Below are 26681 nucleotides of genomic sequence, written 5' to 3' on the forward strand. Positions count from 1 at the left end.
CAGCCGATTGCGTGAAGCTGTAACACTCTTGTTACACAATCTTTTCTTGCCTCCGGCAGAAACAGCGTGCTACAACATGCATTGAACGCTGTCCGACACCCGCATGCACCAGCATCGTTCCCCGGCGGCACTCGGACAACGTTCAATCACGGCCTATCGGCCACACCTCAAGTCGCACGCTCCCTGCCATGAAACTCGCCATCCGCATCCTTCCCCTCCTCCTGCTTGCCGCCATTGCCCACGCGGCACAAACGGCTCAACCTGCATCGCCACCCAAACAAGCAAACACAGGAAGCCACTTCATCGTATCACTACTCCAGAATGCCGCCAAAGCAAATAGCGGCAACATCTGCCTATGCCCCTACTCGGCAGCGGAAACCATCACGTTGCTTGCTCCCGGAGCATCCCCCCAAACGCACCTCGAACTGGAAACCGCGCTGGGCGACCTCTCGCCACTCATCAAGGCAGGAAAAGCGGATTCCCTGTACATCGAATCCGCCAATCGCCTCTATCTGGATTCAAGGCTCCCCATCAGCCCAACCTATACAACACAACTGCCCGGCAGCAGCGTGACCGGAATCGACTTCCGCAACAACCCGGAACAGGCACGAACCTCGATCAACCAGTGGGTCGAAACCGCCACGCACGGACTGATCGGCGAACTCCTTGCACCCGGGCAAATCTCTCCCGAAACAACTCTTGCAGCCATCAATGCCTTTTACATCAAAGACCGATGGGACAATGAATTCGATGAACAATACACCACCGACGCCCCCTTCACACTCACCGACGGCACCACCAAACAGGTACCGGCCATGCACCTGCAAACCGCGCTTCCCTGCACCATCACCCCCGAATACAGCGCCGTCGCCCTCCCCTTCGTCCCGAAACCGATCAAGGGAACACACAGCTTGAGACCCGGAGCAGGCATGATCTTCATCCTGCCTCCGGAAGGCATGACAATCGACACCTTCGTCCAATCCCTGACCGCCGGCAAACTGACCGCCATCCGCAGAAGCTTGAGCAGCACCCCGGAAACGTCCTCCATCAGAACCATGCTCCTGTCTCTACCCAAATTCCAGATGGCTTCTGAAACGAACCTCATCCCCATCCTCAAAAACATGGGACTGAAAGCCGCCTTCTCACCAGACCACGGCTTCCCTCGCATCACGACGGCCCACCCCCCCCTTCCACTCGACTCCTTCATCCAGAAATGCTCCATCCGCATTGATGAACAAGGCACGGAAGGCGCGGCATCCACGGCCATGGTCGCCACCATGGGCATCCGCGATGGAGGCTCGGACGATCCGGTCCCCTTCACGATCAACCGGCCATTCGTCTGGCTCATTGTCCCTTCCATTGACCTTGCCCCCCTCTACTCCGATCATCTGCCAGAACAACATAACCATCCCGTCTTCATCGGCATGGTGAAAGAGCCTCATTTTCCCGTCACGACCTCCCCAAAAAACAAACCCGGCCGCACAACATCCACGGCTCATAAGTCACAAAAACTTTCAGAACCTCCTCATCCCAAACGAATAAAAATGATCAACGTCCCCATGAACACGAAAGACTGCGATATACCATGGGGTCCAGGACTTGAACTCGGAACACCCCTGCCGCCCCTGCCTCCACATTAGCCTCGTCTTTTCGGATTCATGCCTTTACTCTGGAAAACGTCAATCCTCCTTGCCATTTCCCATGACAGCAACATCCTTCCTGCGCACCTGCAGCCTCTTCCTTCTCGCGGCGGCCACATCCGCTGGAACTGGATCGGCGACGAACACCTCAACAAGACAACCGACATCATCTACATGAACGCCTCCGTGGCTGCCGACGGCACCCTCACGGGCGTTTCCGATTTCCGCGCCACGAAATTCAACGGCGTCACCTGGCTGAAAACCCATGCCGGGAGGGAAGGAGTCTTCGCCTTCAAGGGGCCCAAGGCCTTCATGTCCATCCCGGGAATCGTCCTCCCGCAGGATCTCAAGACATTCACCTTCGAAGCCTCCTATGCTCCGCAAGGCGCACAGAATGCCGAACTCATCCGCTCGGGCGATTTCCGCATCGCATGGAAGGGAGACACCCTCTCCATCCAGAACGGTGCAAACACCTATCAGGGCAGCATCCCCGCTGTACCCGCCGGGCAATGGGTGCAGCTTGGCTGCGTCGTCAAGGAAGGAATCCCGTCTCTCTTCGTGAACGGCAAAGCCGTCGCACTTCTACCCGGCCAGAGCCAGCCGCTCACAAGCATCGGCAATGCCACCCTCATCGGCTCCGGCTACACGGGCATGATGGATGAACTGCGCGTATGGAAGGAAGCACGCCCCGCCACGCGGCTGGGACGCGACATCTCCCCCACATGGGCGGACAGGCTGCTGTACTTCCACCTCCCTGCGGATACCAAGCGCAGCATGGGCGAAGACAAAGCCTCATGGGCATCCCAGATCGCATGGATTCGCTCCCGCCTTCGCAACCCCGCCGACCACATGGTACGGCTCGGCATCGCGGGCGGTGCATGGAAGGACATGCTCCGCGACCCGAAAGCCCGCCAGAAATTCGCCGGCGAAATCGCCTCCATTGTCAACCGCTACAAGCTGGACGGCGTCGACCTCGACTTCGAATGGATCGAAGGCCCCTACAAGGGAGACCCTCCCGCCCGGCAATGGGACAATTACGCGGATCTCGCCCAGCGCATCCGCAAGGCTCAGCCGGACATGTGCTTCACCATCTCCCTACACGTCGTCTGCTACCGCATGCCGAAAAAGGGCATCGACGCCGTGGACTACTTCACCTTCCAGAACTACGGCCCCAGCTCCGCCCGCTACCCCTTCGACGACTTCACCCGCTCGCTGGCCGCCTTCCGCAAGCAAGGCTTCCCGGACAGCAAAATCATGCTCAGCGTCCCCTTCCAGGGCACGGGCGACGCCAAGGCCGATTCCGTACGCCTCTACAGCGACATCGTCGCACAGCACCCCAACCTTCCGCCCACAGCAGACACCGCGGAATTCACCTATCCGGACGGCACCAAACGCAAAATGACCTTCAACGGCCCCGCCACCATCCGCAAAAAATGCGAATACGCCAAAGCGCAGAAACTGCGCGGCATCATGTACTGGGACATGGGCGGCGACGTGCGCACGGATGCCCGGAAAGGACAAACCGACTATCGGCACCCGAAGGCGCTCCTGCCCGTCATCAATGAAATTCTCAAGGGGCGCAGGTAAAAACGAAACGGCGCAGGCAAGCAATCAGGCGCACCCCGCCTCGCCCCCCATCAAAAAAAATCGAAGAAAAACATTTTTATTGAACAATTTACCTTTTCACGTACACTCTACTTTATGGCAAACATCAACCAACTGCTCATTTGCTCCATGGTGGGTCTCGGCACAGCCTTCGCATCCGATGGACAAAAATTCGACATCGACCTCCTTCAGCAGGTTTCCAAAACCGCCAAGGGCAACGTTTGCATATCCCCCTATTCGGCGGCATCCTGCCTCTCCCTGCTCACTCCGGGAGCCGGGGGCAACACGCTCAAGCAGATGCAGGCCGTACTTGGAGACACATCCGGCCTTGCCGCCATCTCTGATACCACAGGACTCTCGCTCGAAACGGCCAACCGCGTCTACATCAACACCGATTTCCCCATCGCCCCGGCCTATGCCGCAGCCCTGCCGAAAGACAGCGTGGTGAATATCGACTTCTCCGGGCAGCCCGATCCCTCCCGTCTCACCATCAACAAATGGGTGGAAGGAGTCACGCATGACCGTATCAAGGACCTGCTGCCTCCCAACAGCATCAACCCGATGACCCGCCTCGTCGCCGTCAATGCCATCTACATGAAAGACAAGTGGATGTCACCCTTCAAGGCGGCTCAGACGACGAACCGCGATTTCAAGCGGGAAAACGGCGCCGTGAAACAGGTACCCACCATGTTCCAGTCCTCCATCCTCCCCTGCGTCGTCACCAAGGAATACAGTGCCATCTCACTGGATTACCGCCCCGGTGAAGGCAAAAACATCGAGGGCAAAACCATCGGCGCGATGATCGCCATCCTGCCGCCCGAAGGCGTCTCCGTGGATGACTTCGTCCGCTCGCTCACGCCCGACTCGCTCTCCAACATCCGCAAATCGCTCAACAATGCGCGCAACACGGAAGGCGAGAAACCTACCGTCGAACTCTTCATGCCGAAATTCAAGTTCGAGGCGGACAGCGACCTCTCCGAACCCCTGAAAAACATGGGCATGGACGATGCCTTCGGCGAAAATGCCGACTTTTCGAAAATGACGACCACCAAGATGCCCCTGTACGTCTCGGCCGTGTACCAGAAATGCTTCGTCGCCGTCGATGAAGACGGCACGGAAGCGGCGGCAGCCACGGCCGCCGTCATGATGATGAGGAGCGCGATGGTTCCCAAAGAACGCATCAGCTTCGCGCTCGACCGCCCCTTCGTCTGGATGATCGTTCCCGACCGGGACTCGACGGACTCCCCCGCCCTCTTCATGGGCATCGTCCGCGAACCGTAACCCGCCCGTTGCATCCATCAAACACTTTTCAGGAGACCGGACCGCTTCCGGTCTCCTTTTTTGCGCGATCCCGCACCGCAAGCGGCCGCCCGGCACGAAAACAGCAGAAAAAGGCGCATAACGAACTCTCCTCCAACATTCAGAAAATGCACTCCCCGCCCCGCGCATTATACTTCATGCGACAACGGAACCCGCTTTTCCCTCCGGCCCGTTTTTTCGGGCTGGACAATCAGAAAAGCTTGTAGCATCATGTAGACACACGACGGCAAGCTCGGTCTGCCATCGTGGCCGATATACATTCAACCGAGACCCAATTGACTTCGCCATGCAACAGGGAAATGAAAAACAGGCTTCGGAGGTCAGCTTCGAAGAGTTCGCACCCGCTACATACGCCGAATGGCGTGACGCTGCGGTAGAGGCGCTGAAAGGCGCCGATTTCGACAAAACACTTTTCACCAAGCTTGTGGACGGGATTACTCTCAATCCCATCTATAACGCCGAGGACGTGAAAACCGCCATCGACGAGCCCGGGCAATTCCCGTACCGTCGCGGCACGCGCCCGCTCGGCTACCGCTCCAAGCCGTGGGACATCGCCCAGGGCATCCAGGCATGCTCCCCCGAAGGCTTCAACAAGAAAGCCCTCGAAGAACTCTCCAAGGGAGGCACTGCCGTCAACATCACGCTCAACTGCAAGAAAGGCGTCAAACTCTCCAACCTCGCAGACTGGAACACGGCCCTGAAAGGCATCGACCTCGCCGCTACCCCCGTCTACGTCTCCCTCGGCTCCTGCGGCCTCGCCACGCTCTCCATGCTGGCGGAAGCTGCCAGGAACAACGGCTACGGCTCCAGGACCCTCAAGGGCGGCGTCCTCTTCGACCCGCTGGGCAAGCTCGTCATGAAAGGCAGCATCTGCGGCGGCATGGGCTTCTGCGGCGCCAAGAAACAAATGGCCTCCATGATGAAATGGGCTCTCGCCAACACGACCGACGACTTCGCAACCATCGGCGTATCCGGCCTGCCCTACCATAATGCGGGAGCATCCGCCTTCGACGAAGTGGCCGCAATGATCGCCACCGCCGTCACCTACCTCCGCGCCATGGAAGCCGCCGGCTTCAGCGTAGACCAGGTCGCACCCCGCATCCGCTTCACCGTAGGCGTCGGTTCCAACCTCTTCCTTGAAATCGCCAAAATCCGCGCACTCCGCATGCTCTGGGCGCAGATCGTCGTCGCCTGCGGCGGCTCGGAAGAATCCGCCAAGATCAAACTGCACGCCGCCACCTCCTCCTGGACCATCTCCAAGGTCGACCCGTGGGTGAACATGCTTCGCGGCACGGCACAGGCCTTCTCCGCCGTCATCGGCGGCGTGGACAGCCTCGACGTCACCCCCTTCGACGCCGGAGTGCGCCGTCCGGACGAATTCGCCCGCCGCATTGCCCGCAACGTCCAGCTCATCCTGCAGGGCGAATGCAACCTCGACAAAGTCGTGGACCCCGCAGGCGGCTCCTACTACATCGAAACCCTCACCGACGAAGTCGCCAGGGAATCCTGGAAACGCTTCCAGAAAATCGAATCCGAAGGCGGCATGGTCTCCGCCCTCAAAACGGGTTCCGTCCAGAAAGACATCAACGCCACCGCAGCCAAGCGCTTCGAATTCGCCGACCAGCGCCGCCAGACCTACGTCGGCGTCAACCGCTACGTCAACCTCGAAGAAAAACCGCTTGAAACCGGAGCATGCCCCGCCAAGGGTGCCGATGCAGGCGCACCGAAGTGCTGCCATGCCGATGCGGCCGAAGTCGCCCTTCAGGGAGACAGCGTGGAAGACGTAACCGCCGTACTCGGCTCCGCCACCACCTGCGGCATCCAGAAAGCCCTCGCAGGCATCTATGCATGCCCCGTCGGCATCACCGTCGAACCCCTCCCCGTGCGCCATGCCACGGAACGCTTCGAACGCCTCCTCGACAAAGCCGTCGCCTACCAGGCGAAGACGGGCAGCCGCCCGAAAGTCTTCCTCGCCACCATGGGCCCGCTGCGCCAGTACAAGGCACGCGCCGACTTCTCGCAGGACTTCCTGCGCGCCGGCGGCTTCGACACCATGTACCCCGCCGGATTCAAAACCGTGCAGGAAGCTGCGGACGCAGCCGTGAAGAGCGGCCTCGGCGCATGCGTCATCTGCTCCACGGACGACACCTACGGCGACATCGCACCCGAATTCTGCGCAGCCGTGAAGGCAGCCAAGCCGGACATGACCATCATGCTCGCCGGGTATCCGAAAGAACAAGTGCCTGCCTTCGAAGCAGCCGGAGTGGACATGTTCATCCATGTGCGCGCCAACTGCCACGATGTGCTCGACACCCTGCAGAACAAGCTCGGCATCTGATCGGCACCCACCCCGGAACCATTAACAACAAAAACATTTCCATATTAAAATGAGCAATATCCCCGATTTTGCCAACGTTGCCTACCCCGAAACGAAAACCGGAGCGGCAGCCCCCTCCCATGCATCCGATGCGTGGATGAGCAACGAACAGATCGCCATCGACCCCGTGTACGACCAGGCCGTCTACGGCGACTGCAAGCACCTCGGCTACACCGCCGGCATCGCCCCCTTCCTCCGCGGACCGTACGCCACCATGTACGTCGCCCGCCCCTGGACGGTGCGCCAGTACGCCGGTTTCTCCACCGCTGAAGAATCCAACGCCTTCTACCGCCGCAACCTCGCGGCGGGCCAGAAAGGCCTCTCCATCGCCTTCGACCTTGCCACCCACCGCGGCTACGACTCCGACCACCCGCGCGTCGTCGGCGATGTCGGCAAGGCCGGTGTGGCCGTCGACTCCATCCTCGACATGGAAATCCTCTTCAGCGGCATCCCCTTGGACAAAATGTCCGTCTCCATGACCATGAACGGCGCGGTCCTCCCGATCCTCGCCTTCTACATCGTGGCCGCAGAAGAACAGGGCGTCGCCCAGGAGCTGCTCACCGGCACCATCCAGAACGACATCCTCAAGGAATACATGGTGCGCAACACCTACATCTACCCGCCGGACCCCTCCATGCGCATCATCGCGGACATCTTCGAATACACCTCGAAGAACATGCCGAAGTTCAACTCCATCTCCATCTCCGGCTACCACATGCAGGAAGCAGGGGCCACCGCCGACCTCGAAATGGCCTACACCCTCGCCGACGGCCTCCAGTACGTCCGCGCAGGCATCAAGGCCGGTATCGACATCGACGCCTTCGCCCCCCGCCTCTCCTTCTTCTGGGCGCAGGGCAAGAACTACTTCATGGAAGTCGCCAAGATGCGCGCTGCCCGCGTCCTCTGGGCCAAAATCATCAAGCAGTTCAACCCGAAGAACGCCAAATCCATGGCCCTTCGCACGCACTCGCAGACCTCCGGCTGGTCCCTCACCGAACAGGACCCCTTCAACAACGTCGCACGCACCTGCATCGAAGCCCTCGCCGCCTCCTGCGGCCACACGCAATCCCTGCACACCAACGCGCTCGACGAAGCCATCGCCCTGCCGACGGACTTCTCCGCCCGCATTGCACGCAACACCCAGCTGCACCTGCAGGACGAAACCGGCATCTGCAAGGTCATCGACCCGTGGGGCGGTTCCTACTACGTCGAATACCTCACCAACGAACTCATCCGCAAGGGTTGGGAACACATTCAGGAAGTCGAATCCCTCGGCGGCATGGCCAAGGCCATTGAAACCGGCCTGCCCAAAATGCGCATCGAAGAAGCCGCCGCGCGCCGACAGGCAGCCATCGACTCCGGCAGTGAACCCATCGTCGGCGTAAACACACAACGCCTCGAACAGGAAGCCGAAATCGACATCCTTCAGGTGGACAACGACGCCGTGCGCGGAGCCCAGATCGCCCGCCTCCAGAAACTCCGCGCCGAACGCGACGGAGCCGCCTGCGAAGCAGCCCTCGAAGCACTCTCCAAATGCGCCGAAACCGGCGAAGGCAACCTGCTCGACATGGCCATCAAGGCCGCCCGCGCCCGCGCCTCCCTCGGAGAAATCTCCCTCGCCCTCGAAAAGCACTTCGGCCGCCACAAGGCTCCGATCAAGCTCATCACCGGCGTCTACGGAGCTTCCTACGGCAAGGATCCCCTCATGGACAAAGTACGCAACCTCACCGACGAATTCGCCGAACGCGAAGGACGCCGCCCTCGCATCCTCATCGCCAAGATGGGTCAGGACGGCCACGACCGCGGCGCCAAGGTCGTCTCCTCCGCCTATGCCGACCTCGGCTTCGACGTGGACGTAGGCCCGCTCTTCCAGACCCCGGAAGAAACCGCCAAAATGGCCATCGAAAACGACGTGCACATCATCGGCATGAGCTCGCTCGCAGCAGGCCATAAAGTGCTTCTTCCCACGCTCATCGAAGAGCTCAAGAAGCAGGGTCGCCCGGACATCCTCGTCTTCTGCGGCGGCGTTATCCCCGCACAGGACTACGGCTTCCTCCGCGAACACGGCGCACAGGCCATCTTCGGTCCGGGCACCAACATCCCGGCTGCAGCGGAAGAAATCATGGACGTGCTCAACAAGCACCTCGCCTGACGCGAAGCCTCCGCACAACGCACTTTCACGCCCCCTGCCCCAACGGCAGGGGGCGTTTTGCATCCGCCAGAGGCGGCACATCTCCTGCCACAGAGTCCACCGATTTGCCCGGATTCGAATATTTTGTATGGAAGCAGCGTTGCAGAAACAACGTACCAAGCCAAGGATGAAATCGGACTGGCGGAACGCTCCGCACAAGAACACAACTGTTTGAATCATCAATAAAAACACGCATCTCCCTAATCAAAAATCAGTGCAATCTGTGGCTCTCTGTTCAATCCTTGTCCACACGGGGCAACTGAATGGCGAGCCGCCGCCCCTGTCATATTCGCCTTCCTGCTTGACAAGACGCTCGCCACTCTTTAGATTGATTCCTGAATGACTGGAGTGCGGCGCTTCATCCTGATACTTTTGCCCATGCTGTTCGGAATACTCGGCAGTATGGGAATGGTCTCCGTGTGCCCGTGCCATGATGAAATCTTTCAGGACACCTGCGCATGCAGCAGCAGCAATGCCACCTGCGACTCGCCTTCAGTGGCGATTGACGGCCAGCCTGCTCACCGATCCCTCATGGAGCACCATTGCTCCCACCAGCATCTGACCTCCGGAGACTGGAATGCTCCGGTCGCCTCGCCCGAAATTTCTGTACCCCGGCAACTCTGGTGCATTCCCCCTGCTTTCGCAGAACCGTACCTCCATCTCTGCGCCCTGCCTCAGGAGGCGGACAGCGAAGTCTCCCTGCCCGACCCTCCGCTACGGGTCGTCTCACAGCCTTACACGGGGTACCTTACCCCCCTGTTGATTTAACGGTTGAATGCCTGCAGCCCTCCGGCACCATTGCCCGGAAGGCGCTTCCATGATGGCGCGCTGTGCGCCTCCATCCATTCAGGAAATCCATGCGATTCCTCCCGGCCACCGCCGGAAACCCATTCAAATCAACCAATACATCATGTATAATATTGCACGCTATCTCGGCATGGGCGGCATCGGATTGTTAGGCGCATGCGCCGTTTACAACAGCCGGCCCATCGACCTTGAGACCGAAACCTCCCAATGGGAGCAGACATCCCGATCCATCGGGAACCAGCCCGTCAACATGCATCAGGCCCGCCAGATCGGCCTCACGCTGAATCCGGAGCTCAACAAGGCCCGTCTGAAACTGGCCAACAGCAGCAACGCGGCCATCCAAGCAGGATGGTGGAACGACCCGTCCTTCTCATGGGATGTCCAGCAGGTGCTGAACGCCAACCATGCCAACATGGCGGGCGACCTCAGCTTCACCATCCCCGTCACCGGCCTTCCGGCTCTCGCCCGCAAAGTGGCGGAGCAGTACAAGGAAGCGGACTTCTGGGCCTTGCGCCAGAAAGAGCAGGAATTCCTCACCTCTCTGGATCAGGCATGGAGCGAACTCTCCATGTCGAAACTGCGCCAATCGCTCATCCGGGAAAGATTGCAGACCATGCAATCGGAAGCGGACAAGATCGAGAAACTGGTGAATGCCGGTGAAGCCGACTTCGCCACCCGCCAGTTGGCGGCTCAGCGTTTCAACGACGCGACGCGCGAGCTTCAAACCGTCACGGAAGCGGAACAGGAACAGAAGCTGGCCCTGCTTCAACTGATGGGACTCCATGCCACCGCGCTGAACACCCTGAACTTCATCAACGATCAGACCCTCAGCATCCCGGCAGCCGTCTCCGCGCCATCGCCCGCCGCACTGGCGGCAGCACCCGGAATCAAAGCGCAACTGGCTTCATACGCCACCACGGAAACCCTGCTGAAAACGGAAATCCGCAAGCAGTATCCCGAACTCCGGCTGGGGCCCTCCTTCACCCGCGACGACGGCGAGAACGAACTGGGACCGACCTTCGGCTTCGACATCCCGCTCTGGAACCGCAACCGGAAGGCCATCGCGGAATCCGGCGGTGCGCGTGACTCCGCCCGGCTCGAAACCGTCCAGGCGTGGCGCGCATCGCTCTTCAAGGCGGAAGAACTTGCAGCCAACCAGAAGCTCGTCACCGCCCACTGCCGAGCCGAACAGCAGCGCATGAATACATTCGCCGCCTCCGTGCAGACCATGGAGAAACTCTATGCGCTCGGTGAAAGCACCCTTCCGGAAGTAGCGGAAGCGCGCCACCAGCTCTATGAAAGCCGACTGGCCTTTTTGAACAGCCTCGGCAAACTCCATTCCATTCAGGCGCAACTGCGCCACCTTGCCAACACCGACATTCAACCATAACCATTCGATACGATGAAAAATTTATACCTTTCCGTCCTGTACGGGTTCGCCGCCATGCTGAGCCTGAACAGCACCCACGCCGCCGAAGCCAAAGCCGACGAGCACTCCCATGAAGAGGGTGCAGCCGGCCACGCCGAAGAAGAACACGCCGACCACGACCACGAGGCCGAAGACGAACACCAGCACACGCACGCCGAATCCGGCCAGCCGGTACAGCTCAAGCTGGATGCCAAGGCTATCCACTCCCTCGACATGCGCTTTGAAAAGGCCGGAGCCGCTTCGGACGAAGCGAACCAAACCATCCACGGGCAAATGGTCATTCCGCCCCACGCGGTCGAAACCTACGCACTGCCGTCTCCGGGCCGCGTCACCTTCCATGTCAAATCGGCCCAGAACGTACACAAGGGAGACCTGCTCTACACGCTGGCCTCGCCCGACATCGTGGAGATGCAGGGCAATGTCGCCATGGCCCGGGCCGCTCTGGACCGTGCAACCGCCGAGCTGGACGCCCTCCAGCAGCGCCGCACGCGGCTGGAACAGATCGGCACGCAAAACAGCGAGCTGAACACCTCCATCAGCTTCAAGCAAGCGGAAGTCAACAGCCTGTCCACCGCGCTCACATCCGCCACGGACAAGCTCGGCATCGCCACGGCGGGAGGAGAGCTGAAAGACCGCATCCTCCAGATCCAAGCCGCGCGCGACGGCTCCGTACAATCCATCGACCTCAACCAGGGCGCATGGGGCGAGCAGGGAAAAGCGGCGCTGCTGATGACCAATGCCGGTGAACTCGAATTCGCCGCCACCGTCTACGGCTCCGTCCCCATGCAGCGTCAAAAGGCAAGGCTCGCGCTGGGCAACGGCAAAAATACCGAAATGCTCGACGGCACCTTGCGGGTAGCGGATCAGATTGATCCGGCGACCGGATCCCGCGCCGTCTACTTCGCCCCCTCCCGGCTCCCGGCCACGGCCTACGCCGGACAACCCGCCCGGCTCGACCTGTACTCCCGCGATGCCGATGCGCACGACTACATCTCCGTGCCCAACAGCGCGGTCGTCAAAGTAGGCGTGGACGATGTCGTCTTCCTGAAAACGGGCGACGACACCTTCACCATGATGAAGGTGGAAACCCTGCCGTCCCGCCTGGGCAAAACCCCGGTCAGGGGCATCGAGCCCGGCCAAACCATCGTCACCAAAGGCGGCTACGAGCTGAAATACATCCTCCCGGCAGCCGGAGGCGCACCCGCTAAAGCGGCAGGCCACTTCCATGCCGACGGCAAATTTCACGACGGAAAAGACTAACCTCCACAGGACAAGCACATGAATTTCCTCATTTCATTCTGCCTGAACAACAGAATCACCGTCATCCTGCTGACGATCGCACTGGCCGTCATCGGCATCTTTGTAATCAAAAACACTCCGGTGGACGTGTTCCCGGAGCTGAAAGTTCCGCGCGTCACCATCCAGACGGAATCCTCCGGCCTGACCGCCGAAGAAGTAGAGCAGTACATCACCATACCCATCTCCTCCGCCATGAACGGCACGGCGGGAGTCAAAGCCGTCCGCAACTCCTCCGGCAACGGCCTCTCCTTCGTCTGGGTGGACTTCGACTGGGATACGGACATCTACCGCGCCCGGCAGATCGTCACGGAACGCCTCGCCGCCGTACGCGACTCCCTGCCTGAAGGCGTATCCCCGGAGCTGACGCCCATCGTCTCCGTCACCGGTGAAATCATGCTCATCGCCCTGACCGGAGACAAGGACACCTCGCCGCTCGACATGCGCCAACTGGCCGAATACAAACTGCGGAACAGGCTGCTCGGCATACCCGGCGTCGGGCAAATCACCGTCCTCGGCGGCCGTCTGCCGGAATACCAGATCCTCTACGATCCCAACAGGCTCAAGCAGAACAAAGTCGATCTGAACGAACTGAAAACGGCCATCACCGAATCCCAGTCCACCATCCCGGCGGGCTATCTGGAAGACGTCGCCGGGCAGGAACTGCCCATCCAGCAGGACTCCCGCATGATGAATCTGGAGCAGATACGGCGCGCCATCCTCCCCGGGCACCCCTCCGGCACCATCCGAGTTGAAGACGTCGCCAGCGTCAGCATCGACGGCGCACCCCGCCGGGGCGACGCAGGCTTCATGCAGGAAGACGCCGTCATCCTCTCCATCCAGAAAGTGCCGGGAGCCAACACGCTCGCGCTGACTCAGGCCGTCGACGACGCCGTGAAGGAATTCAGCCAAAGCCAGCTCCCCAAGGGCATGAAGCTGCATACCAATGCGTACCGCCAGTCGGACTTCATTGAAATGTCGCTGGAAAACGGCATGGAAACGCTGCTCATCGCCGGAGCCGTCGTCATGATCGTCCTCTTCCTCACGCTCCTGAACGTACGCACCGCCCTCATCACGCTGATCTCCATGCCCCTCTCCGTCCTCTTCGGCATGGCGATGTTCCCCCTCTTCGGGCTGGCCATCAACATCATGACGCTGGGCGGCCTCGCCGTCGCCGTGGGCGATGTGGTGGACAACGCCATCATCTTCGTGGAAATCGCATGGCGGCACCTGAACCGCAATGCCGCCCTGCCTCCGGAACAGCGCAAGAGCAAATACGAAGTCCTGATGAAAGCCAAGGGAGAAATCATCGGCTCCATCTCCTTCTCCTCCGTCATCATCCTGCTCGTCTTCACACCGGTACTCTTCCTGTCCGGGCTGGAAGGCCAGTTCTTCCGCCCGCTGGGCATCTCCTACATGCTGGCCCTGCTGGCATCCCTGATCGTAGCCGTCACCATCACCCCGGTCTTATGCTACATCTGGTTCAAGAAAAGCAAGAATGAAGCCACGCGGGAAAGCGGAGACTCCTTCAGCGCACGCCTCATCAAGCGCGTGTACACGCCTCTGCTCGACCTCTGCATGAAATTCTCCAAAACCGTATGCGCCGTCATGGCCGCCATCACCCTGCTGGCGCTCTGGCTCGGCTCCTCCTTCGGCACGAGTTTCCTGCCCCCGTTCAATGAAGACTGCTACACCGTCTTCGTCAGCACCGTACCCGGCACCTCGCTGGACGAAACCACGCGCATCTCCCGGCAGGCGATGAAAGACATCCAGCATATCCCCGGCGTACTCAGCGTCGCACAGCGCACCGGACGCGCGGAAAACGATGCGCATGCGGAACCCGTGAGCGCCTCCGAACTCCTCGTCCGCGTGGACCTGAAGCAGGACCAGAAAAAACTGCGGGAAGAAATCAAAAAACGCATCGACAACATCCCCGGCACAAGCTCCATGATCGGCTACCCGCTGGCGCACCGCATCAGCTCCGCCCTGTCCGGTTCCAACTCGGAAATCGCCATCAACATCTACGGCACGGACCTCCCCCAGCTGCGCCTCGCCGCGCAAAAGGCACGGGAAATCCTGAGCAGCATGCCGGAAGTGGCCGATGCCCGCGCCAACCGTGAAATCATGGTCGACACCGTCCGCATCCAGTACAACCCGGAAGCGCTCGCGGCCTACGGCCTCACCATGGCCAACGCAGCGGAACAGGTCTCCACCGCCATGAACGGGCAGAAACTCGGTGAAGTCATCAAAAACCAGGACCACTGGAACATCGTACTCCGGCAGGAACCCAACCTGCGCGCCTCCATGGACGACGTCAAAAATCTGGAACTCATCAGCCCGGACAAGAGAAGCGTCAAGCTGGACGATGTCGCTCACGTATACAAGGAGGAAATATCCAACCTCATCCTGCGCGACAACACCATGCGCAAAGCCATGATCTCCTGCAACCCCGCCCCGGACTCCAACCTCGGAGACCTGGCGCAGGCATGCCGCGAGAAACTGGACCCCGTCATGAACGCCATGGGTTGCACCGTGGACTACGACGGCACGATCAAGGCCCGCGAATCCGCCTCCCAGCGGCTCTACCTTCTGGGCTCCATCGTCATGGTACTCATCGTCCTCCTGCTCTCCTCCGCACTGGGCAGCGTGCGGCGCGCCATGCTCACGCTGGTCAACATCCCCCTGTGCCTCGTCGGCGGCATCGTCGCCGTCTTCCTCGCATCGCCGGAAACCCTGTCCTCCCTCTTCGGAGACTCCTACATTCCGCCCATCCTCTCCGTCGCGTCCATTGTCGGCTTCGTCACCGTCATCGGCTTCGCCATACGCAGCGGCCTCATCCTGCTCAACAGGTACAGGGATCTGGAGCATCAGGGCCGCTCGCTGGAAGACGCCATCCGGGAAGGCTCGCAGGAACGCGTCGTCCCCATCATCATGACCTCGCTGACCACCGTACTGGGCCTCCTGCCCCTTATCTGGGCGATCGACAAACCCGGCGGCGAACTGCTCGGCCCGCTCGCCATCGTGCAATTCGGCGGCCTCGTCTCCGCCACCATCCTGAACCTGCTCATCATCCCCGCCACAGCCAAGCTGTTCGGCCGCTGGATCTCGGCACGCCGCAAGGAACTGATCAAGAAAGACGTCTGATCGGACTAGCCGCCACCCGCTTCACGCCCCCGCCCCAGCGGCAGGGGGCGTTTTTCGTCGACGCCGCCCATCTCATCCCCTTCACACACTCGCATAATAGACATGTAAAAAACGGATTACGTATCCGCGAGTCAACAATAAAAACTAACATTATACAACATTCTCATTGTTTTCACTGTAGAAACGACCCGCATCTCTACCTGTGGAAACCTGCATATTCATGAAAAACGCAACATATTTACCTCAAATGATTGGCAATTTCACACACAACAGCGGATACGTAATCCGGCATACTTCTTCCGGCGGCTTCCTTCTCTGAAACAACCGCACTGCATACCGACCAAACATCAACATCCATAGCCATGAACATCCTTCACCTCTCTATTCTCTCATTGCTGAGCTCCGGAACCCTCCTGCCTGCGGCCCAATTCTCCAGCGAAACGGAATGGGAATGCCTCATCAACTTCCAACGCGACGCCACAGGCACTCCATCCGGCAACTCATGGAACAATCTGAGCCTCGTGGCAACGCCGGGTTCTACATTCAACCAATCGATACACAACTCATCCGGCACATCCGTCGGCACGCTGACGACCACCACTCTCGTTGCCACTGGCGCAGGCCCCGACTGGAAACCGGGCGCCTCCAATCTCACAGACGGCAATCTGCTTCCGGCCGGCATCAGCGGCCCGGCGGGCTATGAAACGGCAGCAATCCAAAGCTTCTGGAATGCAAACAGCTACGCCAACCCCACAACCATCACGATTACCGGTTTGAGCGCAGGCTGGTATGCTCTGGACGTACTGGGCGCACGCAACAACGGCAATCTGGCAGGCGCCATGTCCCTGAGCGCCAGCTGCGATTCCATTACCTACTATTCCATGGGTTCCACCGGAGGGGCGGCATCCGGCACATGGTCGGCGGCCTCCACGCTGGCAAATGCCACCACGGTCGATCCCTTCGGGTTCATCGGCGGCAACCACAGCAGCGCCAACAACGGTTCCGCCGTGTACGCCTCCTTCCAGGGCTTTTACATTGAAGACGGCGGTTCGCTGACTCTGACCATGTACTCCAGTTCCAACACGGAGGGAGGAGGCGTCGCCAATAACAACTCGGCTCTCAACTACATGGTGCTTTCCAAATACGGCGCAATACCCGAACCGGCAGAGGCCAGCCTGTGCCTTGCCGGGCTGGGCCTTCTGGCATGGCGGCGAAGGCGCGCATGAAAACGGCAACCGAATCCGTTCTTTCTTATCCCTCTGCACGGTTATCCGGCAGAGGGATTTTCGCATCGTCAACACACCGCATTCATCTCATCACCATCATTTTATATATTATCCAAAATAATACGAATCTTGAAAATAAAACATATATTCAACACTAAAAACGGATTATTAATCCGTAATGTTTTATGATATTTATAATAAACTTTTTTTCATTGGATTGAATTATTTTTTGATATTTCAATCAACATGAAACCTTACCTTTTCCAATCTGACAATTTCCATGAATGATTGAAATGTGAAGCAGATGAGTTTTACCGCTTGACAGCGGATTAATAATCTGCGATTCTGATCCTGTCGCGCACTGTAAAATATTATTGGCGCGGCAGCATCTTACCAATGCATCTGCTTGATCATATGAAAAAAACACTTCTCTTCGTCTCCCTGCTCTCTCTGTTTGGAGGAACACAAGCTTTCGCTCGTGTGCAGGAAACACGCATCAATTTCACGGCCGGAGGCGCCGCTGCCAATGCCAGCACGCCGGCTGCCACAGTCACCATGGATTGGTGGAATGATGTGTCAATTACCACAGGAGGCCCGGCTGTCCGCCCATCCGGCACGGCAATCGACGGTCTCTCTCTCATGGATACACAGGGGGTCACAACACGCTATACCTTCGGCTATACCAAAACGGGTTCGGCCGGTATCTGGGGTTATAATGTTCACACGTCCCCCGTCAACCCCAATTATAACGTTCCCGAACAATACCGCTCCGGCTACATGCCCGGCGGCAACAACGGCACGATTTCCAAATACTCCGTCTCTGGATTTACTGTCGGCGATACGCTCGACCTGGCTTTCGGCGGCCTTGTCAACGACGGCACCATTACGACCCAACAAAACCGTTACGTCATTACCATTACTGGTGCGACGATCGCCAACATCAATAACGACTCGGAAATCTATTTCAGCAAAACGACCGCTTCCTCCTGGAGCACATCCGGCAACTCGATCACGCTGACAATCGGCGACGGCAATACCTATGCTCAAGCCGGATTCGCCGCCATGCTCTCCGGCCTGACCATGACGAGCAACACACTCGACATCCAGATCGATGCCAGAAATAAAACCACAGGCGGCGTTGCCAGCGGCAGCGGTGCGACGTACGGCCTGTCATACATGTCGATCATCCCCGAACCGGCCACGGCCAGCCTCAGCCTCCTCGGCCTTGCCGTGCTGACGCTCCGTCGCCGTCGCAAGTAAACATCTCTACAGGAAACATCCGTTCCAATACACCCCCTCCAAGGTGCCCGTCACTCTGGAGGGGGTTTTTATGATGTGGTTCCAGCCGATTGCGCGGCACGGCTTCTGCTGCATGGTTGTACCGGGCAGTTCGTCCATGCAATCCGGATTTTTCAAAAGCCGAAGAGCAGAAAAGAAAAAAGATTCTCAATCTATTCAATTCCAATTTAAAACGCAATGAATAGATCATATTTTACATACATCTTTCAATATTTTCCTTCACAAATCAAAAAAAATATTGACAAGATGAAAGCTTATCCTTAATCTACAATCAAGATTGCTATTACTGCAATTTGTTTACAATAAAACAACATATTATCATTCACTCCTCTGACATATGAAGAAAACACTGATTTTCGCAACGCTTCTCTCCGTGTTCGGCAGCACGGCCTCACTGGCACGCGTGCAGGAAACACGCATCTACTTCACAGACGGAGGAACGGCTGCCAACACGAGCACTCCCGCAGCTACCGTTACCATGGACTGGTGGAACAAAGCGGCCATTGCCACCGGAACTCCGACTGTGCGTCCCAACAATACGACCATCCAGGGACTCTCTCTGATGGATACTCAGGGAGTTACCTCGCGCTACACCTTCGGCTATACCAAAACGGGGTCGGCCGGCATCTGGTCGTACAACAACCAGACTATTCCTGTCAACCCCCATTACAATGTTCCCGCTGCATACCGCACGAGTGGTGCTGTCGGAGGCAATAATGGCACCATTTCCACCTACTCCGTTTCGGGATTCTCTGTCGGCGAGACGATCGACCTGGCCTTCGGCGGCCTCGTCAACGACATGTCCGGTTACAGCAACCGCTACGTCATTACCATCACAGGAGCAGCAATCGCAAACATCAATTCCGATACGGAGCTCTATTGCAGCAACACCACGGCCTCTTCATGGAGCACAAACGGAAATTCCGTCACTCTGGTATTGGGCAACGGAACATCTTCCGCACAAACGGGATTCGCCGCCATGCTTTCCGGCCTGACCATGACTGGCAATAAGCTCTCCATCCAAATCGATGCCCGTACAGGTACAGGCGGAGCAGCCGCTACCGGCGGCGGCTCTTCCTACGGGCTGTCCTACATGTCCGTCATTCCCGAACCGGCTACGGCCAGCCTCAGCCTCCTCGGCCTCGCAGCGATGGCATTCCGCCGCCGCCGCAACGCATAATTTCTCCGGAAAAACATCTCTCTATGCCGCCCTTCAGGATGCTCCGCGTCTTGGAGGGTGTTTTGCATGGCGGAAGCCGCCCTCCTGCCCGCAACGCACGCACACGGCAAATGCGTCACAAACGGCTTTTCCGTTGACTCGCCCGAGCCGCGGGCGGTATAATATCCATTGATGAAGATTTCCCGTTCTTTGACGATACCGGCACTGGCGGCGGCAGCCCTTTGCTCCTCCTGCCAGTGGACACAGGACCGCCCCGACGAAGCCTTCATGGCGCAGGATTCGGGCACGGGCGCCTATCAGGGAACCTCCGCTCTGCGGCAGGCCGCCCAAAACTGCACGGCCATCGGCATCGCCAGGGCCGGAGGCGGCATGCACATCCTTTCTCCGGAAGATACGGCGGCCATGCGCTCCGTGCTGCAGAACGCGAAGGCGCGTTCCCGGAAAGCCGATTCAGTCACCGACTTTTTCGGGGAAAGCTGGAACCGCCTGCTTCTGCTGGGCAGCAAGGGCGAAGTGCTGGACAGCGTCGGCATCTGGCTCACGCCGCTCGATGCGCCCAACCGGTATGAGCTCAACTGCACCGTCTCCTTCTTCGGCAAAGAGGCGCGCAGCCGTTTTCTGGAACTGGTCAAGCCGTATCTGGGCAGTAAGGGAGCCCATGTGCAGCCCGAGGAATAATCACCCCGGGCTGTCCGCTCCTAGGACAGGCAGCTGATGATGATCTTCGCGAAAACGGTCATCAAAATCAAGGCCGCCGGATAGGCCGTCGCATAGCTGACGACGGGGCTGTGCGCATCCGTCTTGCTGGTGATGGCCCCGAGCGCGGGCGTGGATGTCATGCTGCCGCAAATGCCGCCGAGGGATTCCAGCAGATTCAGCTTGAGAAGCTTCGTCGCCACGAAATACCCGATCAGCATCGGAATGAAGGTGATGGCCACACCGACGAGGAAAATGCTCAGGCCGGATGTTTGCAATGTGCTGACGAGTTCCGCACCGCCCTTCACCCCAGCCCAGGCCAGGAACAGAATGAGGCCGAATTCCATCAGCAGCGTGCGCGTAGGGCGAGGAATATAGCCGACGATCGGCCCCACATGGCCGAAGTGGCCGAGAATCAGCGCAACGATCAGCGGGCCGCCCGCCATGCCGAGCGAAAAGGAGGAATCCGTGCCGAAGCTGAACTTCAGCGAACCGAGCAGGATGCCGAGCGCAATACCCCCGGCCAGGGAAAGAATATCCGTCGCATTGATGGCCGTGCTCCGGTGGCCGACGGCCTTCTTGAAAGCTTCGATGTTGGCGGGTTCGCCGACGACCGTCAGAATATCGTTGCGGATGATGGTCGTATCCGGCGTCGGAACGAACGAGAAGCCGAGTCGGCTGATGCGGGAAATCGTCACGCCGTATTTCTGGAGCGTGCGGAGTTCGCGGAGCGTGTGGCCGCAGAATTTCTTCTTCAGGGCGATCACTTCCGTACGTTCGCGTTCGGAATTGCGGGGGTAGTTGTGGTCCTGAAGTACGCCCAGCATCAGGGCTTCGCGTTCGATGTCCTCACGTGCGCCGACGAGCAGTATCTTCGTTCCCGGCTCGAACTTGTCTCCGGGCGAAAGCGGCACGAGGCGGTCGTTCTTCACGATGCGGGTCATGCGGCAGTCCATGCGGTCGGTCACTTCGTGCGCATCGATGGTATGCCCGAGGAGCTGTTCGTTCGTGACGGAGACAAGGCGGGAAATGATCTTTTTCGGGTCCTTGTGGGGATCGATAGCCGTCGCATCCTGTGAAATGTCCGTCTTCAGAATGCGGGGCAGAAGCTGGACGAACAACACCACGCCGACGACGCCGAAGGGATAGGCAATGCCGTATCCGATATTCACGCTGCCGGAATTGTGCATCGCTTCCGCGGCTGCGGCCAATGCGGGCGTACTGGTGCAGGCTCCGGCGAACATCCCCGCAGCCACGCCCGGATCGATGCCGCAGGCATAGCACAGGCCGATGGTCACAGCCGCCGCCAGCGTGACGACGATAATCGCCAGCAACGCCAGTTTGTTGCCCGACTGGACGAGAGAACCGAAGAAGCGGTTGCCCACGCTGAGGCCCACGCAGTAAACGAACAGAGCCGTCGCCATGCCGCTGATGCCGTCCGGCACATGCAGGCCGAAATGCCCGGCCGCCAGCGCAACGAAAAGCACGCCCGAACTGCCGAGCGAAAGGCCGCAGATTTTGATATTGCCCAGCAGGAGCCCTGCAAACAGGATTCCAAAGAGAACGAATGTCGAATTGGTCAGGAGATCATCCATAATGTATCGGTCTGTCTTAGCGGTATTGTTCTTCGGGGAAGTTGCGGTAGCCGAGGGGAAGAGGGGAAAGGGAATCGAGCATGGCGCGGTCGTAACGGCGGGAAGGGCCATCCATGCGGCCGGGCGTCCGGTCCGTATGAAAATAATGCTGAAGGTAATAGGTGCCCATGTATCCGCGATCCCGTATCTCGTGCGCCATCGTCAGGATATCCTCCTCCCGGAGGAGGTCCGGATGGCAGGTCGTGCGTATCTCATGAGAAGGGCAAAAATGCAAGATTAACCCGAGACATTTTTCAAATTGTGAGAACAGGCTTCTGCCGTCCGGAAGGCGCGGGCTGCCATACGCCGGGGTTTTGTGATCGAGAGCAACGTAATCGACCAGTTTTTCGCGCAGCAGAAGTTCGAGCCGTTCGGGATTGCTGCCGTTCGTATCGAGTTTGACGAGGTAGCCCATGCTCCTGATTTCACGGCACATATCTTCAATGCCCGGACTCAGCGACGCTTCGCCGCCGGACAGAACGACGGCATCGAGAAATCCTTTTCTCTCCCGCAGGAAATCGCGGAAATCCTTCCGGGTGTTCCCTCCCGAACCGAACAGATGCGTATTGTAGCAATAGGGGCACCGCAGATTGCATCCGCGGAACCAGAAGATGCAGGCGGCCTTGCCGGGATAGTCGAGCAGAGTAAGCGGGGTAATGTCCGCCGGTTCTTTCATCATGGGGGAAAACGGTTTGAGTTTCCGAATGAACCGGGGAAACGGAAGGGACTTCGCAACCCTTCCGCTCCCCCGGGATCAACACACTATAACCACCTAAGGGGATCATGCCGGAGGCGCGCTTCGCTCGCGCCGCAGCGCAGTGGCAGGTGTCGATCCGCCCGGAATGCCGGAAAGCCGATATTTCCCGGCATCGGGGAGAATGGTCAAGCCTGATACTGCTCCCCGCGGTCGCAGGGGCAGCCGGGTTCGACGAAATGCACGCGGTCGTGGAATTCGCCCTGCTTGCCCGCATTGAAGGTTTCCACCGGACGGTGGTAACCCATCACGCGGGTGTAGACGGTGCACTTCGTGCGCTCGTCGCGGTATCGTTCGAGTATGTCTTTATCGCTCATTGGATGGAGTATTCTATTGTTTGGAAGATCTTTCCCTTCAATTGCCGAAGGGAAGCAGCGGCTGCTCTTCGCGCCGCACGCGGGCGACCAGTTCCTCGTCGCAAAGGGGGCAGAATTCGTGGTTGCCCTTCAGGTAGCCGTGTTTGGCACAGACGGAGAAGAGGGGAGTCACCGTCAGATACGGCAGCCGGAAGCGCGTCAGCACCTTCCGCACGATGTCGCGGCACGCCTCGGGGGAGGAGATGGCCTCGCTCATGTACATGTGGAACACGGTGCCTCCGGTATAGCTGCATTGCAGCTTGTCCTGCATCTGCAAAGCCTTGTACAGATCCGCCGTGTAGTCGACGGGCAGCTGCGAACTGTTCGTGTAGTAGCGGTGGCCGGGAGGGCCTGCCTGCAGGATTTCCGGGAAACGCCTGGCATCTTCGCGGGCGAAACGGTGTGTCGTCCCTTCGGCGGGAGTCGCTTCGAGATTGTACAGATTGCCCGTCTCCTCCTGATAGCCGCGTATCCGTATACGCATGAATTCCAGCACTTCCACCGCCAGAGCGGCGCCCTCTTCCGAGGCGATGTCCATCGAATCGCCCGAGAAGTTGCGCAGCATTTCGTTCATTCCGTTGATGCCGATCGTGGAAAAGTGGTTCCTCAGGTGCGGCAGATACCGCTTCGTGTAGGGATACAACCCCCGGTCATACAGCTCCTGAATGAAGACGCGCTTCTTTTCCAGCGTACTGCGCGCCATATCCATCAGCTCGCCGAGCTGCTTGAAGAGAAGCTCCCGGTTGCCCTTGTACAGGTAGCCGAGCCGGGCCAGATTGATCGTCACCACGCCGATGGAACCCGTCATCTCCGCCGAGCCGAACAGGCCTCCGCCGCGCTTGAGCAGCTCGCGCAGATCGAGCTGCAGGCGGCAGCACATGGAACGCACGGCATCCGGCTTGTAGGCATCGTCGTCCGGCACGCGCTCGCCCTTATCGTTCACCGTGTACTGGCTGCCGATGAAGTTCTGGAAATAGGAAGAACCGATGCGGGCCGCATTCTCGAAAAGCAGCGGCACATTCTCCCCTTCCCAATCGAAATCCTCTGTGATGTTCACCGTCGGAATCGGGAAAGTGAACGGCTGCCCCGTACTGTCACCTTCGGTCAACACCTCATAAAAAGCCTTGTTGATGAGATTCATCTCCGGCTGGAAATGCTTGTACGTCATCGCTTCCGGCGAATCCGCCCCACGTTCGGCGGCACGAGCGTTCAGCACCTCATCGTCCAACCCGGCCAGCAAATGGCCGCCGCCGGAGAAAGGAATCTGCTCGCGCAGATCGCGCGGCACCGTCCAGTCGATCGTCACATTCGTGAAGGGGGACTGCCCCCAGCGAGAGGGCACGTTCAGATTGTACACGAAACTGCGGAGATCCTTCTTCACGCGCTCGAAGCTCAACCTGTCGCGGAACACATAGGGGGCCAGATACGTATCGAACGAGCTGAAAGCCTGCGCCCCAGCCCACTCGCTCTGCAAGATGCCGAGGAAATTGGCCATCTGCCCCAGAGCTTCGCGGAAATGGCGCGGCGGGCGACTGTTGACACGGCTGCGGACTCCGTTGAACCCCTCGTTCAGCAGGTTGCGGAGGCTCCACCCGGCGCAGTAGCCCGTAAGGCAGTCGAGATCATGGATATGAATATCCCCGTTGCGGTGCGCCGCTCCCTCTTCGGGGGAATACACCTGATCGAGCCAGTAGTTCGCGATCACCTTGCCTGCCGTATTATTGATCAGCCCGGCGTTGGAATACGTCGTATTGGAATTGGCGGCAATGCGCCAGTCCGTCTGTCCCACGTACTCTTCCACCGTCTGGCGGCAGTCCACGAACGTATTGCCGTGGTACACGCTCCCCACCTGCTCGCGCTGCAGCTTGTGCAGGAAGCGGTATTTGATGAAATTGCGCGCCGTCTCGAAAGCTCCTTCCTGAAAAAGGGCCATCTCGATCATATCCTGCACCTTCTCCACGGCGATGAAATCCTCGCCTTTCAATTGCTCGAGTACTCGAGTGTAAACCAGCGGATTGTATGGCTCGTGCGAAGCATGGAACGCCTTTTCGATGGCCTGCTGAATCTTGTAGGACTCGAAGTTCTCGCGTTTCCCGTTGCGTTTGATGATAGAAGGCATGGTGGTGTGAATGCTGCACCCCGCTGGCACAAAGATACGGGACTTCACACCCTCCGCCCCCCGGAAACGAACAGCCCCTCACGGAAGCTGCGGCCATGAGGGGGTACAAACGGGTAAAACCGTATGTCTATCATGTCGCGAGATAGTGATACTCTTGCTCCGGGTCGTCTCCCGACTGATGGCTTCTGCGAGCCAATCACGGTAGCGCGTCTGTGGAGGATTCCCACCCCCTTCCGTTACCCGGACGCTGGAACGGACTGTAGCACCGCCTTCACGGCCCCGCAAGCACAAAATACGGTTTTGTTCAAAAAATAATTCCATGCAGTACAACATACCGCTTCACAATAGGCTATGAGCAACAACATGTTGTATTCACCACAAACATGCATCGTTCACGCAAGGGGTAGAACCAACAAAAAGACTTACTCTACCAAACGTGAGCGACTCATCCACAATTCTATTCGATCATCGCTACAGACGACGGCCCACATCGTTACCCGAACCAACAAAAACAGAAATAAAACATCCCCTCAAAACGGTATGCGTCTTGAAGGGATGACAAAAGCAAGAACGACCATTTTAACGCCGCCTGCGAAGCATCAGCGTAGAAAGTCCGAAAAGCCCCAAAACCGCGGTCGATGGCTCCGGAACCTGCGAAACATCCATCCGAATCACCGACGCGAAACTTGTGGAAAATCCGCCCGTATTCGTGTATAGCCCCTCCCCTGCCGGATAGCCAGAGCTGGGCGGTACACTTGTACCCATTGTCGCTACCTTAATGCCTTGCTGCTGTCCGGTATTCCCAACCGTCGACGAACTTGTCCATCCGCTGGCATCGGAAATACTGGTGAAAAGGAATGTGTAGGTCTCTGTCGTATCCAAAAGCAAACCGTCTGCAAAACTCCATGTTCCTGTACCATTATCATTGTTTTTAACAGATGTAAACCCGACCACATTTGATGTGCCTGCCGTGGTAGGATCGCCGCTCAGAACAATCAAATTGAATAGAGTCGTATTGCGGAGGGTAATGGAAAGCGAATTTAGCAACACGTTTGCCGGCAAAGAGGCCCGGCTGCCATCACCGCCTTGTATGGTTGGGAAAAACCAGTCGGACCCCATGCCGAAGACAAATCCGCGCACATACGCATTATTAGTGTTAGAGGACATGTTCGCCTGTCCTGTTTTGTCGGCATTTGCCGTCACCAGATCGTAGGATGCCGCCGTAGCGGACATGGAAAACGCGGACAGGCACGAAATAAAAGCACAAATTATTCTTTTCATATAAATGTAAATTAAACCTCGCTCTTTATACGGATTCACAATCTGTTGTGCATAAAAAATATATATACCTCAGACAGCAAATACGATTTGCAATATATAACAAATAGTTGGCATCGCCGCCTTTATGATAACCAATTCTCCCTACCGATTAAGACTAATGAATAATTTGCATGAAATTTGTTTTTTGATTGACGTACGGATTGTGAATCCGCAAATCAATCAATAGCAATACAAACATATTCAATATAAAAAATATGCAGCATCATCTGCCAGAAAAACTGGTTGCAAAAAAGCCCGGCACCGTTTCCAGTGCCAGGCAGCGTTACA

Annotated in this window: 19 protein-coding genes and 1 riboswitch; of the genes, 13 read left to right on the forward strand and 6 right to left on the reverse strand. The window is 58.4% G+C overall.

Translation table 11 applies throughout. The features are described 5' to 3' along the window. Window positions 1-188 precede the first annotated feature (188 nt). From AC781_RS00070 to AC781_RS00120, 11 genes are all read left to right on the forward strand, one after another. Window positions 189-1640 carry a serpin family protein gene (locus AC781_RS00070; RefSeq protein ID WP_067771549.1) on the forward strand — a complete coding sequence of 484 codons (1452 nt, stop codon included), beginning with the start codon at window positions 189-191 and terminating at the stop codon, window positions 1638-1640. Between the two features lie 18 nt (window positions 1641-1658). Then, entirely contained in the window at window positions 1659-3227 is a 1569-nt protein-coding gene (locus tag AC781_RS00075; RefSeq protein WP_067771553.1) for a glycosyl hydrolase family 18 protein, read from the forward strand. A 114-nt stretch (window positions 3228-3341) separates the two neighbouring features. Beyond that, the gene (locus AC781_RS00080) at window positions 3342-4526 is read left to right on the forward strand and encodes a serpin family protein (protein ID WP_067771556.1); all 1185 of its coding nucleotides are present in this window, start codon (window positions 3342-3344) and stop codon (window positions 4524-4526) included. Window positions 4527-4851: 325 nt separating this feature from the next. Then, window positions 4852-6903 (forward strand): methylmalonyl-CoA mutase family protein, encoded by a 2052-nt coding sequence (locus AC781_RS00085; RefSeq protein WP_067771559.1) that lies wholly within the window; start codon window positions 4852-4854, stop codon window positions 6901-6903. Between the two features lie 49 nt (window positions 6904-6952). Beyond that, on the forward strand, window positions 6953-9094 hold the full coding sequence (scpA, locus tag AC781_RS00090; protein WP_067771562.1) for a methylmalonyl-CoA mutase: 2142 nt from the start codon (window positions 6953-6955) through the stop codon (window positions 9092-9094). Window positions 9095-9472: 378 nt separating this feature from the next. Further along, the gene (locus tag AC781_RS00095) at window positions 9473-9901 is read left to right on the forward strand and encodes a hypothetical protein (RefSeq protein ID WP_067771565.1); all 429 of its coding nucleotides are present in this window, start codon (window positions 9473-9475) and stop codon (window positions 9899-9901) included. A 7-nt stretch (window positions 9902-9908) separates the two neighbouring features. Continuing rightward, window positions 9909-11330 (forward strand): TolC family protein, encoded by a 1422-nt coding sequence (locus AC781_RS00100; protein WP_067771568.1) that lies wholly within the window; start codon window positions 9909-9911, stop codon window positions 11328-11330. Between the two features lie 12 nt (window positions 11331-11342). Next, on the forward strand, window positions 11343-12629 hold the full coding sequence (locus AC781_RS00105) for an efflux RND transporter periplasmic adaptor subunit (protein WP_067771571.1): 1287 nt from the start codon (window positions 11343-11345) through the stop codon (window positions 12627-12629). An 18-nt stretch (window positions 12630-12647) separates the two neighbouring features. Then, window positions 12648-15809 (forward strand): efflux RND transporter permease subunit, encoded by a 3162-nt coding sequence (locus tag AC781_RS00110; protein ID WP_067771574.1) that lies wholly within the window; start codon window positions 12648-12650, stop codon window positions 15807-15809. A 362-nt stretch (window positions 15810-16171) separates the two neighbouring features. Continuing rightward, the gene (locus tag AC781_RS00115) at window positions 16172-17035 is read left to right on the forward strand and encodes a PEP-CTERM sorting domain-containing protein (RefSeq protein ID WP_067771577.1); all 864 of its coding nucleotides are present in this window, start codon (window positions 16172-16174) and stop codon (window positions 17033-17035) included. 414 nt (window positions 17036-17449) lie between these two features. Then, window positions 17450-18295: a PEP-CTERM sorting domain-containing protein gene (locus tag AC781_RS00120; protein ID WP_067771580.1), complete on the forward strand. Its 846-nt coding sequence runs from the start codon at window positions 17450-17452 to the stop codon at window positions 18293-18295. 6 nt (window positions 18296-18301) lie between these two features. Here AC781_RS00120 and AC781_RS14315 read toward each other — a convergent pair whose 3' ends face one another. Beyond that, on the reverse strand, window positions 18302-18433 hold the full coding sequence (locus AC781_RS14315) for a hypothetical protein (RefSeq protein ID WP_281491758.1): 132 nt from the start codon (window positions 18431-18433) through the stop codon (window positions 18302-18304). 238 nt (window positions 18434-18671) lie between these two features. Here AC781_RS14315 and AC781_RS00125 point away from each other — a divergent pair, with 238 nt between their 5' ends. Together AC781_RS00125 and AC781_RS00130 are read left to right on the forward strand one after the other, a co-directional pair. Next, the gene (locus tag AC781_RS00125) at window positions 18672-19514 is read left to right on the forward strand and encodes a PEP-CTERM sorting domain-containing protein (RefSeq protein ID WP_067771583.1); all 843 of its coding nucleotides are present in this window, start codon (window positions 18672-18674) and stop codon (window positions 19512-19514) included. Between the two features lie 171 nt (window positions 19515-19685). Beyond that, window positions 19686-20192: a hypothetical protein gene (locus tag AC781_RS00130; RefSeq protein WP_067771586.1), complete on the forward strand. Its 507-nt coding sequence runs from the start codon at window positions 19686-19688 to the stop codon at window positions 20190-20192. A 20-nt stretch (window positions 20193-20212) separates the two neighbouring features. On the opposite strand, the gene AC781_RS00135 is transcribed toward AC781_RS00130, so the two are convergent. The 5 genes from AC781_RS00135 to AC781_RS00155 form a co-directional block, all read right to left on the reverse strand. Further along, window positions 20213-21805, reverse strand: a complete 1593-nt coding sequence (locus tag AC781_RS00135) for an aspartate:alanine exchanger family transporter (protein ID WP_067771590.1) — start codon at window positions 21803-21805, stop codon at window positions 20213-20215. A gap of 16 nt (window positions 21806-21821) precedes the next feature. Then, window positions 21822-22523 carry an anaerobic ribonucleoside-triphosphate reductase activating protein gene (locus tag AC781_RS00140; protein ID WP_083076292.1) on the reverse strand — a complete coding sequence of 234 codons (702 nt, stop codon included), beginning with the start codon at window positions 22521-22523 and terminating at the stop codon, window positions 21822-21824. Window positions 22524-22726: 203 nt separating this feature from the next. After that, a complete protein-coding gene (gene nrdD, locus AC781_RS00145; RefSeq protein WP_067771593.1) occupies window positions 22727-22915 on the reverse strand; it encodes an anaerobic ribonucleoside-triphosphate reductase in 189 nt (62 codons plus the stop codon). A gap of 37 nt (window positions 22916-22952) precedes the next feature. Beyond that, window positions 22953-25073 carry a ribonucleoside triphosphate reductase gene (locus AC781_RS00150; protein ID WP_067771596.1) on the reverse strand — a complete coding sequence of 707 codons (2121 nt, stop codon included), beginning with the start codon at window positions 25071-25073 and terminating at the stop codon, window positions 22953-22955. Between the two features lie 144 nt (window positions 25074-25217). Continuing rightward, window positions 25218-25372, reverse strand: a riboswitch (cobalamin riboswitch). Between the two features lie 280 nt (window positions 25373-25652). Beyond that, entirely contained in the window at window positions 25653-26354 is a 702-nt protein-coding gene (locus AC781_RS00155; protein WP_071133361.1) for a PEP-CTERM sorting domain-containing protein, read from the reverse strand. Window positions 26355-26681: the final 327 nt, after the last annotated feature.

The sequence above is a fragment of the Neoakkermansia glycaniphila genome, from assembly GCF_001683795.1.
Taxonomy (GTDB): Bacteria; Verrucomicrobiota; Verrucomicrobiia; order Verrucomicrobiales; family Akkermansiaceae; genus Akkermansia; species Akkermansia glycaniphila.

Excerpts from the sequence above, each read along its gene's own strand:
- AC781_RS00125 (WP_067771583.1), top strand. The coding sequence starts at position 18,672 with ATGAAGAAAACACTGATTTTCGCAACGCTTCTCTCCGTGTTCGGCAGC.
- AC781_RS00110 (WP_067771574.1), top strand. The coding sequence starts at position 12,648 with ATGAATTTCCTCATTTCATTCTGCCTGAACAACAGAATCACCGTCATC.
- AC781_RS00115 (WP_067771577.1), top strand. The coding sequence starts at position 16,172 with ATGAACATCCTTCACCTCTCTATTCTCTCATTGCTGAGCTCCGGAACC.
- nrdD (WP_067771593.1), bottom strand. The coding sequence starts at position 22,915 with ATGAGCGATAAAGACATACTCGAACGATACCGCGACGAGCGCACGAAG.
- AC781_RS00130 (WP_067771586.1), top strand. The coding sequence starts at position 19,686 with ATGAAGATTTCCCGTTCTTTGACGATACCGGCACTGGCGGCGGCAGCC.
- AC781_RS00095 (WP_067771565.1), top strand. The coding sequence starts at position 9,473 with ATGACTGGAGTGCGGCGCTTCATCCTGATACTTTTGCCCATGCTGTTC.
- AC781_RS00150 (WP_067771596.1), bottom strand. The coding sequence starts at position 25,073 with ATGCCTTCTATCATCAAACGCAACGGGAAACGCGAGAACTTCGAGTCC.
- scpA (WP_067771562.1), top strand. The coding sequence starts at position 6,953 with ATGAGCAATATCCCCGATTTTGCCAACGTTGCCTACCCCGAAACGAAA.
- AC781_RS00155 (WP_071133361.1), bottom strand. The coding sequence starts at position 26,354 with ATGAAAAGAATAATTTGTGCTTTTATTTCGTGCCTGTCCGCGTTTTCC.
- AC781_RS00105 (WP_067771571.1), top strand. The coding sequence starts at position 11,343 with ATGAAAAATTTATACCTTTCCGTCCTGTACGGGTTCGCCGCCATGCTG.
- AC781_RS00070 (WP_067771549.1), top strand. The coding sequence starts at position 189 with ATGAAACTCGCCATCCGCATCCTTCCCCTCCTCCTGCTTGCCGCCATT.
- AC781_RS00120 (WP_067771580.1), top strand. The coding sequence starts at position 17,450 with ATGAAAAAAACACTTCTCTTCGTCTCCCTGCTCTCTCTGTTTGGAGGA.
- AC781_RS00080 (WP_067771556.1), top strand. The coding sequence starts at position 3,342 with ATGGCAAACATCAACCAACTGCTCATTTGCTCCATGGTGGGTCTCGGC.
- AC781_RS00140 (WP_083076292.1), bottom strand. The coding sequence starts at position 22,523 with ATGATGAAAGAACCGGCGGACATTACCCCGCTTACTCTGCTCGACTAT.
- AC781_RS00135 (WP_067771590.1), bottom strand. The coding sequence starts at position 21,805 with ATGGATGATCTCCTGACCAATTCGACATTCGTTCTCTTTGGAATCCTG.
- AC781_RS14315 (WP_281491758.1), bottom strand. The coding sequence starts at position 18,433 with ATGGACGAACTGCCCGGTACAACCATGCAGCAGAAGCCGTGCCGCGCA.
- AC781_RS00100 (WP_067771568.1), top strand. The coding sequence starts at position 9,909 with ATGCCTGCAGCCCTCCGGCACCATTGCCCGGAAGGCGCTTCCATGATG.
- AC781_RS00085 (WP_067771559.1), top strand. The coding sequence starts at position 4,852 with ATGCAACAGGGAAATGAAAAACAGGCTTCGGAGGTCAGCTTCGAAGAG.
- AC781_RS00075 (WP_067771553.1), top strand. The coding sequence starts at position 1,659 with ATGCCTTTACTCTGGAAAACGTCAATCCTCCTTGCCATTTCCCATGAC.